General features: G+C 72.6%; 15 protein-coding genes and 1 pseudogene. 5 read left to right on the top strand and 11 right to left on the bottom strand.

Annotation, left to right across the window (positions count from 1 at the left end):
* Nucleotides 1–76: 76 nt before the first annotated feature.
* The 3 genes from OGH68_RS32115 to OGH68_RS32105 form a co-directional block, all read right to left on the bottom strand.
* A complete protein-coding gene (locus tag OGH68_RS32115) occupies nucleotides 77–982 on the bottom strand; it encodes a LysR family transcriptional regulator (protein WP_264248894.1) in 906 nt (301 codons plus the stop codon).
* A gap of 102 nt (nucleotides 983–1,084) precedes the next feature.
* Complete coding sequence (locus OGH68_RS32110) at nucleotides 1,085–1,897, bottom strand: SAM-dependent methyltransferase (protein WP_264248892.1); 813 nt, start codon at nucleotides 1,895–1,897, stop codon at nucleotides 1,085–1,087.
* A gap of 189 nt (nucleotides 1,898–2,086) precedes the next feature.
* On the bottom strand, nucleotides 2,087–2,992 hold the full coding sequence (locus OGH68_RS32105) for a MerR family transcriptional regulator (RefSeq protein WP_264250389.1): 906 nt from the start codon (nucleotides 2,990–2,992) through the stop codon (nucleotides 2,087–2,089).
* A gap of 160 nt (nucleotides 2,993–3,152) precedes the next feature.
* On the opposite strand from OGH68_RS32105, the gene OGH68_RS32100 reads away from it, so the two are divergent.
* The 3 genes from OGH68_RS32100 to OGH68_RS32090 all read left to right on the top strand — a co-directional run bounded on the left by OGH68_RS32100 (nucleotide 3,153) and on the right by OGH68_RS32090 (nucleotide 6,825).
* Entirely contained in the window at nucleotides 3,153–4,661 is a 1,509-nt protein-coding gene (locus tag OGH68_RS32100) for an alpha/beta fold hydrolase (RefSeq protein ID WP_264248891.1), read from the top strand.
* Nucleotides 4,662–4,874: 213 nt separating this feature from the next.
* A complete protein-coding gene (locus OGH68_RS32095; RefSeq protein WP_264248890.1) occupies nucleotides 4,875–6,020 on the top strand; it encodes a serine hydrolase domain-containing protein in 1,146 nt (381 codons plus the stop codon).
* Nucleotides 6,021–6,141: 121 nt separating this feature from the next.
* Entirely contained in the window at nucleotides 6,142–6,825 is a 684-nt protein-coding gene (locus tag OGH68_RS32090; RefSeq protein WP_264248888.1) for a hypothetical protein, read from the top strand.
* Nucleotides 6,826–6,941: 116 nt separating this feature from the next.
* Here the strand turns inward: OGH68_RS32090 and OGH68_RS32085 are convergent, their stop codons facing one another.
* The 4 genes and pseudogenes from OGH68_RS32085 to OGH68_RS32070 form a co-directional block, all read right to left on the bottom strand.
* Nucleotides 6,942–7,439, bottom strand: a complete 498-nt coding sequence (locus OGH68_RS32085; protein ID WP_264248887.1) for a GNAT family N-acetyltransferase — start codon at nucleotides 7,437–7,439, stop codon at nucleotides 6,942–6,944.
* A gap of 271 nt (nucleotides 7,440–7,710) precedes the next feature.
* A pseudogene (locus OGH68_RS32080) lies at nucleotides 7,711–8,055 on the bottom strand (ArsR/SmtB family transcription factor); the annotation flags it as partial.
* Nucleotides 8,052–8,498 (bottom strand): SRPBCC domain-containing protein, encoded by a 447-nt coding sequence (locus tag OGH68_RS32075; protein ID WP_264248885.1) that lies wholly within the window; start codon nucleotides 8,496–8,498, stop codon nucleotides 8,052–8,054. The pseudogene OGH68_RS32080 and the gene OGH68_RS32075, both read right to left, overlap by 4 nt.
* Before the next feature lie 177 nt (nucleotides 8,499–8,675).
* Nucleotides 8,676–9,227 carry an isochorismatase family protein gene (locus tag OGH68_RS32070; protein WP_413471061.1) on the bottom strand — a complete coding sequence of 184 codons (552 nt, stop codon included), beginning with the start codon at nucleotides 9,225–9,227 and terminating at the stop codon, nucleotides 8,676–8,678.
* 20 nt (nucleotides 9,228–9,247) lie between these two features.
* Here OGH68_RS32070 and OGH68_RS36240 point away from each other — a divergent pair, with 20 nt between their 5' ends.
* Nucleotides 9,248–9,529, top strand: coding sequence for a RidA family protein (locus OGH68_RS36240; RefSeq protein ID WP_319020257.1), 282 nt, complete (start codon nucleotides 9,248–9,250; stop codon nucleotides 9,527–9,529).
* Between the two features lie 45 nt (nucleotides 9,530–9,574).
* On the opposite strand, the gene OGH68_RS32060 is transcribed toward OGH68_RS36240, so the two are convergent.
* Nucleotides 9,575–10,201 (bottom strand): TetR/AcrR family transcriptional regulator, encoded by a 627-nt coding sequence (locus OGH68_RS32060; RefSeq protein ID WP_264248883.1) that lies wholly within the window; start codon nucleotides 10,199–10,201, stop codon nucleotides 9,575–9,577.
* An 83-nt stretch (nucleotides 10,202–10,284) separates the two neighbouring features.
* Between OGH68_RS32060 and OGH68_RS32055 the strand changes: the two genes are divergently transcribed.
* Entirely contained in the window at nucleotides 10,285–10,950 is a 666-nt protein-coding gene (locus OGH68_RS32055; RefSeq protein WP_264248882.1) for a peroxiredoxin-like family protein, read from the top strand.
* Nucleotides 10,951–11,103: 153 nt separating this feature from the next.
* On the opposite strand, the gene OGH68_RS32050 is transcribed toward OGH68_RS32055, so the two are convergent.
* From OGH68_RS32050 to OGH68_RS32040, 3 genes are all read right to left on the bottom strand, one after another.
* Nucleotides 11,104–11,682: a dihydrofolate reductase family protein gene (locus OGH68_RS32050; RefSeq protein ID WP_264248880.1), complete on the bottom strand. Its 579-nt coding sequence runs from the start codon at nucleotides 11,680–11,682 to the stop codon at nucleotides 11,104–11,106.
* A 282-nt stretch (nucleotides 11,683–11,964) separates the two neighbouring features.
* Nucleotides 11,965–12,849 (bottom strand): alpha/beta fold hydrolase, encoded by an 885-nt coding sequence (locus OGH68_RS32045; protein WP_264248879.1) that lies wholly within the window; start codon nucleotides 12,847–12,849, stop codon nucleotides 11,965–11,967.
* A gap of 118 nt (nucleotides 12,850–12,967) precedes the next feature.
* Nucleotides 12,968–13,600, bottom strand: coding sequence for a hypothetical protein (locus OGH68_RS32040; protein WP_264248877.1), 633 nt, complete (start codon nucleotides 13,598–13,600; stop codon nucleotides 12,968–12,970).
* Nucleotides 13,601–13,881 lie beyond the last annotated feature (281 nt).

Here is a 13,881-nt window from a genome sequence, read left to right as displayed (position 1 = left end):
GCGAGCGGTGCGGTGCGAGCGGTGCGGTGCGAGCGGTGCGGGTCGGTCCGGTCCGGTGCGGGGGTGCGGTGCCGGCTCAGCAGCCGGTCTTGTTCGCGGCGACCGTCCTCAGCTCGTCGAGCACGAGCGCCGTGGCGGGAACGCGCAGGTGCTCCCGCAGCACGTACGCGGAGATCTTGCGCCGAGAGGCGGGCTGGAGCGGGCGCCCGGCCACCTTCGCGTGGCGCATGAAGTTCAGTACGAGCGCCGGGATCATGGCGACCCCGAGCCCTTCCGCGACCAGGCTCTGCACGGCGAGGTTGTCGTCGGTCATGAAGGCGATGTCCGGCACGAAGCCCGCCTCCGCGCACTCGTGCAGGAGGTTGGCGCGGCAGCGCGGGCAGCCCGCTATCCAGCGCTCGCCCGCGAGGTCGGTGAGCCGTAGGACCCGCCGGCGGGCCAGCTGGTGCCCGGCGGGCAGCAGGACGGTCAACTGGTCCTCGAGGAGCGGTATCTCCACCAGGTCATCGGGAACCTGCTCGTGCAGACCGGGGTAGGTGAAGGCGAGCGAGACGTCGCACTCGCCGCGCGCCAGGCGCCGCAGCGACTCGGGCGGCTCGTTCTCCAGCAGATCGACGCGGATGGCCGGGTGGGCGGCCGTCAGCCGGGCCAGCGTCTCGGGCACGAGGGTGGAGTTGGCGCTCGGGAAGGCGCAGACGCGGACCCGGCCGGCCCGCAGCCGGGTGAGCGCGTTCATCTGCTCCTGGGCGGCCGACATGGAGTCGAGGATGGCCGTCGCGTGCCTGGCCAGCGCCTCCCCCGCCTCGGTGAGCCGCATCCCGCGGCCCACCCGGACGAACAGGGGTGTGCCGACGTCCCGTTCGAGGGCCTTCATCTGCTGGGTGATCGCCGGCTGGGTGTAGCCCAGGGCGCGGGCGGCGGCCGAGTACGAACCGGTCCTGACCACCTCATGGAACGTCATGATGTGCCGGGAATCGAACACCGGTGCATCATAAGCGAAATTTGGGGGCCGGTGGAGGTACTCCCCTGCCCTGCCCGGCTTCTCCCGGCCTCCCCTCGCCCGACCGGACGGAACGGCCCCGGTCTACGGCTTCCGGGCCACCGCGCCGTACAGCGAGATCACGGCGTCCTCGTCGACGGTCTCGTCGACACCGAGTTCGGGGTGCCAGTCGGTCAGCTGGACGATCCCGGGCTCCACGGTCTCCAGGCCGTCGAAGAACCGGGCGATCTCGGCCCGCGTCCGCGGCGCGAGAGTGACACCCCCTGCCGCGTACATGGCCACACCCCGCTGCACGGCCACGGGGTCGAAGTCGGCGGTGAGCTGCGACAGGACGAGGTAACTGCCGGACGGGAGCGCGTCGACGAGGCGGGCCACCAGGTCGTGGGGCGCGTCGTCGTCCCCGAGGAAGTGCGTCAGCGCCACCAGGGACAGGGCGACCGGACGCGTGAAGTCAAGGCTCTCGCGGGCCTGCGCGAGGATGCGGCCTGTGTCGCGCACGTCGGCCTGCACATAGTCGGTGACGCCCTCGGGAGTGCTGCGCAGCAGGGCCTCCGCGTGCGTCAGCACGATCGGGTCGTTGTCGGTGTAGACGACGCGGCACTCGGGGGCGACGGCCTGGGCCACCTGGTGCAGATTGGGCTCGGTGGGGATGCCGGTGCCGATGTCGAGGTACTGGCGGACACCGGCCTCGCGGGCGAGCCAGCGGGTGACGCGCTGCATGAACCAGCGGTTGGTCCTGGCCACATGCTTGGCCGTACCGTCCACGCCCATGATGTGCCGGCCGAGTTCCTCGTCGACCGGGTAGTTGTCCTTGCCGCCGAGGAACCAGTCGTAGACCCGGGCCGGGTGCGGCCTGGTCGTGTCGATCGGCGTGGCGGCCGGCTCGGTCCCGGTCATGCGAGGCTCCCTGGATGCTCGACGTCCGGTCTCTGCGGTGCGGACGATCCCGTGATCTTCTCAGGGGGGACCGGACGCGGCAAGCAACTGATGCCGGAGGCAAGGCAGTTCAGCCACCGCCGCGCCGCAGGGCGCCGGTTCGGGCCGCGGCACGATCCGGGGTTCAGGCCGCGGGCACGGTCCCGGGGTTCAGGCGGGGGGCCGGGCCGTCCCGGTGTCCAGGGCGGCGCAGAGCCAGTCGTGGGCGGCGCCCGCCGTCGGCTCCGACGCGCCCCGGACCTCGGCGGTGAGGTCCCAGTAGCGGTCGATCCGCGGGTCCTGCGTGAGCTGCCCGCTGAGGCCGCGGCGGAACGCGGGGGTGTCGCGGGCGCCGCACGCGTGGGCGTAGGCGGAGACGAAGCAGTCCAGCGCTTCGCCCTCGTGCGGTGACCGCCGCGACCGCAACTCCGCCGACGCCAGCGCGTAGGCCTCGACGAGCCCGTCGTAGAGCACCGCGGGGCGGAAGCCGGCCTCCGGCCGGTGTGCGGCGGGCTGGCAGGGTCCGGTGCCCGAGCAGTCGCCGGAGGTGAGGGCGTGCAACCGGGCGAAGGCCAGTACCTGCTCCGGAGCCGGGTCGGCGGGAGGCTGCGGGACCGCCGCTTCGACGATCGCGGAGACCAGCCGGGACGGGAGCCGTGCGGGCAGCAGCCAGCGCCGCCAGAAGCGGGCCACCGGGGCGGTGCTCGGCGGGGCGGAGACCGCGCCGATCAGGCGCAGCCGTTCGACACGCTCCTGCGGGGCGCAGTCCTGGACGAGCTGGAGGGCGGCCTCCCGCCAGCGCAGTGCGGCCAGTCGGGAGCCGACCTCCCGCAGCTGCTTCGCCACGACGTCCTCCAGCGCGTCCTCCTCGTCGAGGACCCGGCCCACGTCCGGGACGGGCAGGTCGAGGGTGCGCAGCGAACGGATCAGCCGGAGCCGGTCGACCGCCTCGTGGCCGTAGCGGCGGTGTCCTCCACTGCTGCGGGCGGCTTCGGGAAGCAGGCCCCGGTCGGAGTAGAAGCGGACCGTCTTGACGGTGACGCCGGCCTGCTCGGCGAGTTCTCCGATGCTCCACATGCCGTCGGGCGAGGCCGTGCCGAAAGGCGGCACGACATCACGCAGAGAGCCGTCGTCGGACAAGGCTTGAACCTCCCTCAGGGGGAGTTCCTACCGTACCTGCCACGGCGGACGGCCTCTGCGGCCAACCGCGGGGACCGAGGTGTGCGAGGAGACTTTCATGACGGCATTCATCCTGGTGTCGGGCACGTTCACCGGTGACCGGGTCTGGCAGGAGGTGGCTGATCAGCTGCGGAAGTCGGGGGCACGGACGTATCCGGTGACGCTCACCGGCATGGGCGACCGCCGGCACCTGGCGGGCGCCGACACGGATCTGGAGACGCACATCGAGGACGTGGTGCGGCTGATCGACGAGGTGGACACGCCCAAGGTGGTGATCGTCGGTCACGACTACGGCATCCATCCGGTGCTCGGGGCCGCCGGCCGGCGCGCGGAGCGGATCGCCCGGATCGTCCATCTGGACGCGGGCATGCCGCAGGACGGCGAGCCGGCCCTCCATTCGGTGACCGACCCGGCGGTCCGCGACCGCCTGTCGCAGTCCGTCGCCGGCCCCGACGACGACTGGCGCATCCCGCCGCCGGCGGCCGACGGATGGCAGCGCTGGGGCAGCACCGCCGGTCTTTCCGAAGAGGCGCTGGCCCGGCTCTCCGAACTTGCCGCGCCGCAGCCGCGGGCCACCCTCACCCAGCCGCTCCGGCTGACCGACGCGGTGTTGGAGCTGCCGTCGACGGGAGTCCTGTGCACGGCGAACGGGTCGAGCATCGCCATGGTCGAGGCACTGGTGGGACTGGGCGATCCCCGCCTGGAGGCCCTGACGGACCCGCGGGTGACGTTCTTCGAACTCCACACCGGCCACTGGCCGATGCTTTCCTCCCCCGGCGAACTGGCCGAGGTGCTGCTCCGGGCGGCCGCCGACGAGGGGCACCGTCTGACCGGGACGGCCGGCGAACCGCCCGCGCATCTGCGCCCGTTCCTGCTGGACGTGCCCGAGCGGCGCCGCGAGCGGCTGGGAAAGGTCGACCTCCACCTGCCGGACGCCGACGGGCCGCGACCGGCCGTGGTCCTCGTCCACGGCGGTCCCGTACCGGCCGAGGTGCGTCCGACACCACGTGACTGGCCTGGCCTCGTCGGCTGCGCCCAGTACCTGGCGAGCCTGGGCGCGGTCGGCGTGACCCTGGACCACGGGCTGCACAGCCTCGCCGACTACGGCCGTGCCGCCGAGGACGTCGCGGCGGCGGTCGACCTCGTACGAGCCGATCCGCGCGTCGACGGGGAGCGCGTCGCGATCTGGTTCTTCTCCGCCGGCGGACTGCTGTCCGCGGCGTACCTGGCGTCGCCTCCGGCGTGGCTGCGGTGCGTGGCCGTGACCTACCCCGTCCTTGCGCCGCTGCCGAGCTGGGGAATCTCCGACGAGCGCCTGCGGCCCGCGACCGCCGTGCGGTCCGCGGGACGGCTGCCGGTCGTGCTGACCCGGGTGGAACTGGAGATGGCGGAGATCGCGGTCACGGTGGAGGAGTTCCTGACGGCCGCCGAGCAGTGCGGGGCCGACGTCGAGATCGTCGACGTACCGGGCGGCCACCACGGGTTCGAGACGATCGATCACACCGAACCGGCACGCGAGGCGGTGACCCGGGCGGTGGCCTCCGTGCTGGGGCATCTGCGGGGCTGAGAGGCGCCCGCAGGTCGGCGGCGGCACGCGAGGCGGCCGCCGCCGACCTGCGGCGCGGCGTCACGGCACCGGCGCACCGGCACTGGCAGCGGCTGATCGAGGCGGCACCCCGGCTGGTGAGGCGGCGTGCCTGATGCGCGTGTCGCCGACCGATGAGTTCTCGTCGCTGTGGCGGTCCTTCTTCACGTCCGTCCAGCGCGAGAAGGTGGCCCCATGCTGCACAAACTTTTGAGCCGGCACGTCGACAACGGCTCGGTGCCGGGTGCGGTGGCTCTCGTCGGCCGCGGTGATCAGGTGGACGTGGCGGCCGTCGGCCACGTCGACGTGGCGGGCACGGCCCCGATGGTGAGGGACTCGATCTTCCGTATCGCCTCCATCACCAAGCCCGTCGTCGCCGCGGCGGTCATGATGCTCGTCGAGGACGGCAGGATCGCGCTGGACGACCCGGTCGGCACCTGGCTGCCGGAGCTGGCGTCGCCGATGGTCGTCCGTACGCCGGAGAGTCCCGTGGACGACGTGGTGCCGGCGGTGCGGCCGATCACCGTGTTCGACCTGCTGACCTCCCGCGCCGGACACGGCTTCCCCTCCGACTTCTCCCTGCCGGCGGTCGCGCCGTTGGTCAGCGAGCTGAAGCAGGGCCCGCCGCAGCCCCGGAGCGTCCCGGCGCCGGACGCCTGGATGGCGGCACTGTCCCGGATCCCGCTGCTGCACCAGCCGGGCGAGGCCTGGCTGTACAACATCTGCTCCGACATCCAGGGCATGCTCGTCGCCCGGGCCTCCGGCCTTCCCCTGCCCGACTTCCTCGCGGAGCGCCTCTTCGAACCGCTCGGCATGACCGACACGGCCTTCCACGTCCCTCGCGCCAAGCTGGACCGGTTCACCAGTTACTACGTGCCCGGCCCTGCGGGCACGCCCGAGTTGGCGGACGCCCCGGACGGCCAGTGGAGCACCCCGCCCGCGTTCCCGTCCGGAGCGGGCGGTCTCGTGTCGACCGTCGACGACTACCACGCCTTCGCGCGCATGCTCCTCGCCGAGGGGACCGCGGGCGGCGGCCGACGCCTGCTCACCCCGGAGTCGGTACGGCGCATGACCACCAACTACTTGACCCCGGCCCAGCGCAAGGCCGGCGGCCTGTTCCTGGAGGGAATGGGCTGGGGCTTCGGCGGCGCCGTCGACATCGAGGCGGTCGAGCCGTGGAGCGTCCCCGGCCGCTACGGCTGGGTCGGCGGCACCGGCACCGCCGCGCACATCACGCCGTCCACGGGCGCGGTCACCATCCTGCTCACCCAACTGCAGATGTCGAGCCCGTCGTTCCCCGAGCCGATGCGGGACCTCTGGCGGTACGCGGCGGACGCGTGACCCCGCCCACGCGCGGCCACCGCAGAGGCCGGCGGGAGGCGCGTACCCGGCCGACGCCTGCTCGGGCGCCGGCACCGAAATCCGAGTGCGATCAGGGCCCGCTCTGCCGCACACTCTCCGGGTGATCGTTTTACAGCCCGTCCTGGAGACGTACGCACCCGCCGGTTTCGATCTGTGGCCGGTGGCCGACCCTGGGCCGCACGGCTTCCTGCCGCTGAACGGCGCGCTCGACCCCGCTCAGGTCGGCACGGCGGTGATGCGGATCGCCGCGTGCAACGACGTCGACCCGGACCACGACTACCGCCCGTCCCGTCCCGTCGATCCCCTCGGAAGCTTTCTGCACGGACTGCTCACCATGGCCCCGCTCTTCGCGCCCGGCGGGCTGCGGGTCACCGACACAGTCAACGGCGCGACGCTGGTGCCCGGCTGCTGCAACGGGCTGGAGGACTGGCGCGAATGGTTCGACGCGGTCGACGGCCACAGCGGAGGTGACGGTGCCGGGGGCCGGGGCTGGTTCGGTCACGACCCGACCCCGATGCTCGAACGCGCAGGGGACGCTGTCCGGTTGACGGTCGACGCGGAGCAGGACGACAGCCCGGTCATCGAACTGCCCGTCCCCGAACTGCGCCGCCTGCTCAACGGCGCCGAGCGCGACCTGGCCTGCTTCCTCCGACTGGCCGCCGACTGGGCGGCTGCCCATCTCCCCGACCACGCGGCCCCCGTCACCGCCGCCCTGGCCCGCGCACTGGACATGCCGGTGCCGACGCCGGCCGGAACACCGCAGCACCAGAGGTCTTCCGTCTGAGTCGGGCCGGATCAGTGAGCGGGGCGCCCGGTGCCGTGCATCGCGAGTCCGGAGGAAGGAGCCCAGGAGCCCGCGCTGCGGCCTGCGCCCCGGACGATCACGACGGGCGGCCGATCCTAGAGTGCGAGCTTGAACCCTTCATGGCTGGGGGAGAAACCCAACGCGGCATAGAAGCGGTGCGCGTCCTCGCGCTGCTTGTTGCTGGTCAGCTGGACGAGCGCGCATCCCCGCTCGCGGGCGCGGGAGACCGCGCGCTCCATCAGGGTCCGGCCCAGCCCGCCGCCGCGCCGGTCCGCGCGGATCCGTACCGCCTCGATCAGAGCCCGCTCGGCACCGCCTTTGCCGAGCCCGGGGATGTACGTCACCTGCAGGCAGCCCACCACCGTGCCGCCGTTCCCCCGGCCGTCGGCGTCTTCGACCAGAGCCAGCATCTCGTTGCGCGGGTCGGCGTCGATCGCCGCGAAGGCCCGCTCGTACGCCTCCGTGACCGCGACCGTCGCCGGGTCCACCACGCGCTCCTCGTCCGCGAGCAGGGCGAGCACCGCCCGCAGGTCGGCGCGGGCCGCGGGGCGCAGCGTGAGAGCGGCGGACATGGAATCAGGACCGGCAGACATGCCACAGACCCTAACCACACCCTCTCCCCCTCCGGGTCCCCGGGCGGCGGGCGAACACCGCTCCTCCGTGCCCCCGGCCGGCCGCCTGTCCGCGCAGGACGCTCCCGCACGGACAGACCTGCCGGCCTCAGCGGTCCCGGCTCTGGTCACGCCTCTGGCGCTGGCCCCCTTCCCGGCGGTCGTCCCGCCCCTGGTGCCGGTCGTGTTCCCGGCCCTCGCCCCGGTCCTGTTCCGCTCCCCCGTCCCGCGCCCGGTGGGGGTCGGCCTCCCGCTCCGGCGCCTCGGCGACGCGCTTGATCCTGGCCAGCCGCCGGTCCCAGTCGGCCGCGAGTGCGGCCATCCACCGTGCCGTCAGGTTCAGCGCCGCAGGCCGTACCGCGAACCGCACCTCGCGCCCCACCCGGTCGCCGGAGACCAGACCGGCGGCATCCAGGACGGCGAGGTGCTTGACGACCGCCTGCCGGGAGACGGGAAGCCGTTCGGCGAGCTTCGTCGCGGTGAGTTCGCCCTGCGCGGCGAGTACGTCGAGCAGTCGGCGTCGCGTCGGGTCGGCGAGCGCGGCCAGGACGCTGTCGACGTCCTCGGCCGCCGCGTCGCGCCGCTGCTCGTCCGTCACGCGGACGGCTGTTCCGCGCGCTTCCTGAGCGCGTCGAGCACCTGCGGCCAGCCGCCGGAGTTGTCCTCCATCGCCTTGCCGCGCAGTTCCTCGGACCCGGCCAGCGCCGCGAATCCGCTCTCGACGACGCGCAGCCGCGTCTTGTCGCCCTCCGCGGTCAGCGTGAACTCGACGAGGGTGCTGTTGTCCTCGCGCAGTTCCTCTCCCGGGAAGGCGCTGGCCCAGCGATAGGCCAGGTAGGCAGGCGGCTCGACCTTCTCCACGCGCACCGGGAAGTCGCCGTACTCGGCGTTCTTCGCCACCATCGACGCGCCTTCCTCCGCCACCGCGCCCGACAGGGCCGCCGTGTCGTCCACCCAGAACCCGGGTGCGGCCACCAGCGACCAGACCCGCTCCAGAGGGGCGGCGATCAGGGTTTCGCGTTCGATCCGGTCCTCGCTCATGAGGGGCTCCTTCGTCCGTCACCATTGAGTGCAACTCCAGAGTTGCATATCACTGAACACACCCGCAACCCGTGAGTTGCACATAGACCTGGCCGGGCGCTGGGCGAGCCGCCGAGCACAGGGCCGGGCGGTTCAGGCGGTTCAGGCGGTTCAGGCGGTTCAGGCGGTTCAGGCGGTTCAGGCGGACCCTGCCAGTGCGGCGGTGAACGCGACGTCCGACGCGCGAACGGTGGTCTCGACACCGCCGCCCCCGAGGGCCCATGCGACGACACGCGAGACTGTGGCCGCCGGTATCCGGTCGCTGATCCCCGGCGCCGCGGGGATGTCCTGCGTCGCGTGCGCGTCGTACGGCAGCACGACCCGGTACCCGCGCGCCGCAGCCGTACGGGCGGTCGCCTGGACACACATCTCCGACATCACACCGCAGACGGCGAGCGCCTTCACCCCCGAAGCGGCGAGCAGGTCACCCAGCGGCGTCCCTTCGAAGCCGTCGTCCCGGGGCTTGCGGACGACAACCTCTGCGGGGCCGGCCTCGACGGCGTGGTGGAGCTCCCAGCCAGGCGTGTGCGGCTCGTCGTCCGACCCCGGGGCCCCGTCGTTCTGCAGGTGGACGACGAGCGCCCCGCTCCGCCGCGCCCGCGCGATCAGGTCCGTCGTCCGCTCCACGAGCCGGGCCGCGTCCGGCACCGCCCCGCCACCAGTGACGAAGGCCGACTGGACGTCCACCACGATCAGCGCCTCTGCGGCAGGTGTGTCATCGCAAATGCCGCCATCATGACGTCGGGCCGGGCACACCCTCCACGTCTCTCGAATCCGCAACCGCAACCGGCACCGGCACCGGCACCGGCAACAAGGCTTCTGCGCCCTATCGTTGGGTCACCGACATCTCCGTCCTGCCTCAGGCGCGGTCCGCCCGGGACGCCTGCATCGACACGACGCGCCCGCCGGCGAACACAGCGGTACAGGTCGCCGCCCTCGTGCGGCCGGAGCTGCTGGTCGAGGTGGAGGCTTTTGCCGTCATCCCCTGGTGACGTGACGGCACTTGGCGGGGCCGCCGGCCGGCGGCCCGGGCGCGCTCACGCCTCGCGCGCCGTTTCCATGCCACGCAACACCATGGCGAGGCCTTCGAAGAACTCCCGGTCCGCGCCGACGTTGCCTGCGTACCGGGCGGTCTCGGTCATGAGCGGGTAGGCGGACGGCGGCAGTTCGGTGATGGCGCGCGTGCCCGCGCCGGACAAGGGGCCGAGGTGCTCCAGCTGGATCGCCCCGATGACGTAGCTGAGCAGACCCCGCAGGGCGACGACCCGCCGTTCGCCGTCGATGCCCGCCTCCGTGAGGACGGTGAGCACCGTCTCCGACCAGCGCAGCCCGCTGGGCGTCCGATGCCGGTGGGCGAGCGTCAGAGGCACGACGGCCGGGTGGGCGCTCATGGCGTCCCGCAGGCGCCGCACCATGGTCTCGACCCGCTCGCGCCATGGCGCGTCGGGATCCGGGGCCCGGGTGTCGACGGTGCTGTGCACGAGCTCGACGACGAGCTGCTCGAGTTCCTCCCGGTCGTCCACGTACCGGTAGAGCGCCATGGTGCTCATGCCGAGTTCCTTCGCGACGGCACGCATCGACAGTCCGGCGAGCCCGTCGCGGTCGATGACGGCGAGGGCGGCGGAGGCCAGCTGGGCGTGGGTGAGTGAACGGGGGCGCGGCATGACGGTTGACAGCGTACGGGATACGCCTACGCTTGTAGGCGTACGTCGTACACTCACCGGTCGCACCAACGGGAGGACCGCCCATGCGCATGCCCCGCACGACGACGAGGCCCGGCGACACCGTCTCCGCGCGTCGTCTCACGGCCGTCTCCGGCGCCGAGGTGGAGCTTCCCGCCCCGGACCGGCTGGTCCACCTCCAGTTCCGGCGGTTCGCGGGCTGCCCTGTCTGCAACCTGCATCTGCGGTCGGTGGTGCGCAGACACGACGAGATCGAGGCCGCCGGGATCCGTGAGGTGGTGGTGTTCCATTCGCCCGCCGAGGAGTTGCGCCGGCACGTCGAGGACCTGCCGTTCGCCGTCGTCGCGGACCCCGCCAAACGGCTCTACGCCCAGTTCGGAGTGGAGTCCACGCCGCGCGCACTGCTCAGCCCGCGGGCCTGGTGGCCGATCGTCCGGGCGGTGACGAGCGGCCTGCGGCACGTCCTGCGCGGCCGCGAACGTCTCCCCTCACGCACACCGAACGGCGGCCGGCTCGGCCTGCCCGCGGACTTCCTGATCGCGAGCGAGGGCCGCGTGCTCGCCGCCAAGTACGGCGAGCACGTCTACGACCAATGGCCGGTCGACGAACTCCTCCGCCTGGCGGCCACCGCCTCGCCCTCGGCCACCCCGGCGGAACGCCCCGCTCCCGGCGCCACCGACCCCGGCACCACCGAGCACGAGCCGGCCACCGGGCCGGGCGGCCGCTCATGACATGACGCGAGTGACGAACTCCCCGCCGCTGGGCCGCATCCGTGCCTCATCCGTGAAGAACGGTGCTGGTCGACCTCGTGAAAAGCCCGGCGGCGAGTACCACGTCGAGTGGACGGTCGACCGGGAGCTCGACTGGGGACGGAAAAAGGAACGTCACACATGCAGGGTGGGCCGGTAGATGAGTTCTTGGATGTGGCCGTCGAGCGTCCGGTGCTCGATCAACTCGAGGTCGAAGTCGGCCGCACCCTGGAAGATCGGATCCAGCCCGGTCCGGCCGGTGATCGCGGGGAACAGCGTCACCTGGACGCGGTCGACCAGGCCGGCGGCCATCAGCGCCCGGTTCATCGACAGGCTGCCGTGCGAGCGCAACGGCACCTCGGACTCCTCCTTGAGCCGAGCGACGACGTCGACGGCGTCGCCGCTCACGACCTTCGCATCCGGCCAGTCGAGGGATCCCTCCAATGTGGTCGACACCACCGTTGCCGGCAGGCCCCTCATCCGTGTGACCCATGGGTCACGCACTTCGGACTCCTCGGTGCTCGCAGCCAGCATCCGCGCGAACGCCCGATACGTGTTGGCTCCGAAGACCATCCGCTGCTCCTCGCGGTACAGGGCGAGGCGGTGATCGAGGAGCTCGGGGCCCTGCTTGCCCCAGTAGCCGGTCCAGTTGCCGCCGGCGGCGCCGAAGCCGTCGAGACTGGAAAAGACATCGAAGGTGTAGGTAGCGGTCATGCTGCTCTCCTCGAGTGCGGTGGATCGCGTATCGGGGACAAAGCCAAGAAGACAGTAAGCACCGCTGGTCGCTCGGATCGCGCGACACGTGGTCGCACTCGAACGGAATCGACCCTCGACCTGGTCAAGGGCCCTGAGCATCAGCACCCTGCAGTTCTACGACCGTGCCGGTGTGCTGGTCCCTGCCTGGATGGACCCGGTGACCGGCCACCGCTGACACGCCCTGGCACCTCGCAGAGGCGCGGCTGCCGGCTCGTACTCGCACGGATGGGTCCGCGCCGGTCAGTGGGCGGTGTCCAGCACCTCGTGGAGAGTCTGCGCGAACTCGGCAGGCGCGCCGTGCTGTCCGTACTTGCCGCCCAAGTAGCCGCCGTGGTCGCTGGGGAAGACCACCAGCTCGGTGCCGAGTCCGGCTGCGATCTCCGTGGCCGCGCGGGCGCAGAACTCGCCCTCAGACTCCATGCCCGCGGCGACGACGATGCGCGTGGAGGCGGCGCGCAGGGCGCTGAAGTCGGGCTGGTAGGAGGTGCAGCCACGCATGTTCTGGCCCAGCAGCGGGTCGTCGCGGGAGCCGTCGTCGTCGGTCGGCAGTCCGAAGGCGGCGGGGTCGGGGGCGGGCTCGTCCGCCCAGTTGTCCGGGAAGGGGCCCTTGCGACTGACGATCGAGATGAACTTCGCCATCGCGGGCCCCGTGCCGTCGCGCAGATACGTGGCGTGGATGTCGGCGCAGATTGCCAACGCCGCTTCCCGGTCCGGCAGAACGGGCGCCGCCGGCGGCTCGTGTGCGACGAGCGTCCGTACCAGGTCCGGGTGACGCGTCACCAGGGCGAGCGCGTTGACGGCACCGCCGCTGCTCGCGAACATGTCCACCGAGCCGGCCCCGAGATCCTCGATCACCCGCCGCAGATCGTCGGCGTGCTCCTCGGGCAGGGTCTCCGCCGCCCCGTCCGTCCGGACACTCCGGCCGGCGCCTCGCGGGTCGTAGGTGACCACGGTCCGGTCCGTGAAGTGCGACGCCAGCGTGGCGAACCCGGCGGCGTCCATCGGTGACCCGACCAGGAGCAGGGCGGGCTCGCCGGCACCCCCGCCCGCGGTCGGGCCGCTCCGCACGTCGTACCGGATCGTGGCACCGGTCGTGTCCAGCGTGCGGGTCTCGAACTCGGTCATGGTCGTCTCCTCATGTCTGTGCCGTCAGAAGAGCAGACCGGTGACGTCGCCGGAACTCATCGCCGCCCACGGCAGCGCCGGCAACGCGCCGATGGCACGCCCGATGTGCCCCCGGACGTCACCCTCGACGGTCGCCCGGCCCCTTCGTCTCCCTGTCCCGCAACGTGTAACCCCCGTCGACGACCGCCATGTCGGCGGCGGGCGCCATGCACCGGGTCAGCAGCGGCGCACCCCTCGCCGTCGCGCCGGACAGCCCGACACGGGCCTCTTTGTCCCTCGGAACGTAGAAGCTCAGACCCATGCGTGTGCCGGGATCCAGGTGCGTCTGCCACAGGTGGTCCGCGCTGGTACGGACGAGCCGGCCGGTCACGGTGGCGGTGGGCCCGCCGGTGGTCAGGCAGTCGACCTCGAAGTCGCCCCAGTAGTCACGGCCGTCGATGGCGTGGGAGATGCGGAACGTACCCCAGGAGCGCGTGGGGATGCTGCCCACGGCGTAGGTCGATCGGGCGTCGACAGTGACTCGCACCGCCTCCTCGGCGACCTCGTAACCCAGCCGTGCTTCCCCCTCGAGGACTGAGGTGCGGGCAACGGCCGCCTGGGCGGCGGGGGCTGCTCCGGGCACGAGCGCGGCGACCGCGGCAGGGGGACGTGCGGCCAGCGGGGCGGAGGCGGGTGCCGCGACGGCAACGGGTGCGGCCACGGCGGCCACGAGGGCGACAACGGCAGCGGTGCGCAGGGTCTGCTTCAACATGGTGATGCTCCGATCCGGGCGTGTGAAGACCAACCCGTCGATCGTCCCGGGCGATCCCGGGCCCACGCGTCGTTCCCGGGTCGCGGCCGCCTCCGCCGCACGGGCGAGACGGCTGGTGCCGCCGCGCACCCGGCCTCCCCTACCGGGACGGGCGAAAGCGCCAGGTGATGTACGCCTGCCGGCCCGTCACCTCGAGGCGGAGGCGGTCGGTCACCCGACCCGCCCACTGCGCGCAGCCCTCCGTCCGGAAGTGCTCCCCCTGTGGGAAGGTCACCCGGCCC

It is taken from the genome of Streptomyces peucetius (assembly GCF_025854275.1).
In the GTDB taxonomy this organism is placed as follows: domain Bacteria; phylum Actinomycetota; class Actinomycetes; order Streptomycetales; family Streptomycetaceae; genus Streptomyces; species Streptomyces peucetius_A.
This window is presented reverse-complemented; position numbering and strand designations above follow the sequence as displayed.

Bases quoted from the DNA above. Each gene is read 5' to 3' on its own strand.
- OGH68_RS32110 (WP_264248892.1), bottom strand. From the start codon at position 1,897: ATGACCGGGACCGAGCCGGCCGCCACGCCGATCGACACGACCAGGCCG.
- OGH68_RS32105 (WP_264250389.1), bottom strand. From the start codon at position 2,992: ATGTGGAGCATCGGAGAACTCGCCGAGCAGGCCGGCGTCACCGTCAAG.
- OGH68_RS32100 (WP_264248891.1), top strand. From the start codon at position 3,153: ATGACGGCATTCATCCTGGTGTCGGGCACGTTCACCGGTGACCGGGTC.
- OGH68_RS32095 (WP_264248890.1), top strand. From the start codon at position 4,875: ATGCTGCACAAACTTTTGAGCCGGCACGTCGACAACGGCTCGGTGCCG.
- OGH68_RS32085 (WP_264248887.1), bottom strand. From the start codon at position 7,439: ATGTCTGCCGGTCCTGATTCCATGTCCGCCGCTCTCACGCTGCGCCCC.
- OGH68_RS32075 (WP_264248885.1), bottom strand. From the start codon at position 8,498: ATGAGCGAGGACCGGATCGAACGCGAAACCCTGATCGCCGCCCCTCTG.
- OGH68_RS32060 (WP_264248883.1), bottom strand. From the start codon at position 10,201: ATGCCGCGCCCCCGTTCACTCACCCACGCCCAGCTGGCCTCCGCCGCC.
- OGH68_RS32055 (WP_264248882.1), top strand. From the start codon at position 10,285: ATGCGCATGCCCCGCACGACGACGAGGCCCGGCGACACCGTCTCCGCG.
- OGH68_RS32050 (WP_264248880.1), bottom strand. From the start codon at position 11,682: ATGACCGCTACCTACACCTTCGATGTCTTTTCCAGTCTCGACGGCTTC.
- OGH68_RS32045 (WP_264248879.1), bottom strand. From the start codon at position 12,849: ATGACCGAGTTCGAGACCCGCACGCTGGACACGACCGGTGCCACGATC.
- OGH68_RS32040 (WP_264248877.1), bottom strand. From the start codon at position 13,600: ATGTTGAAGCAGACCCTGCGCACCGCTGCCGTTGTCGCCCTCGTGGCC.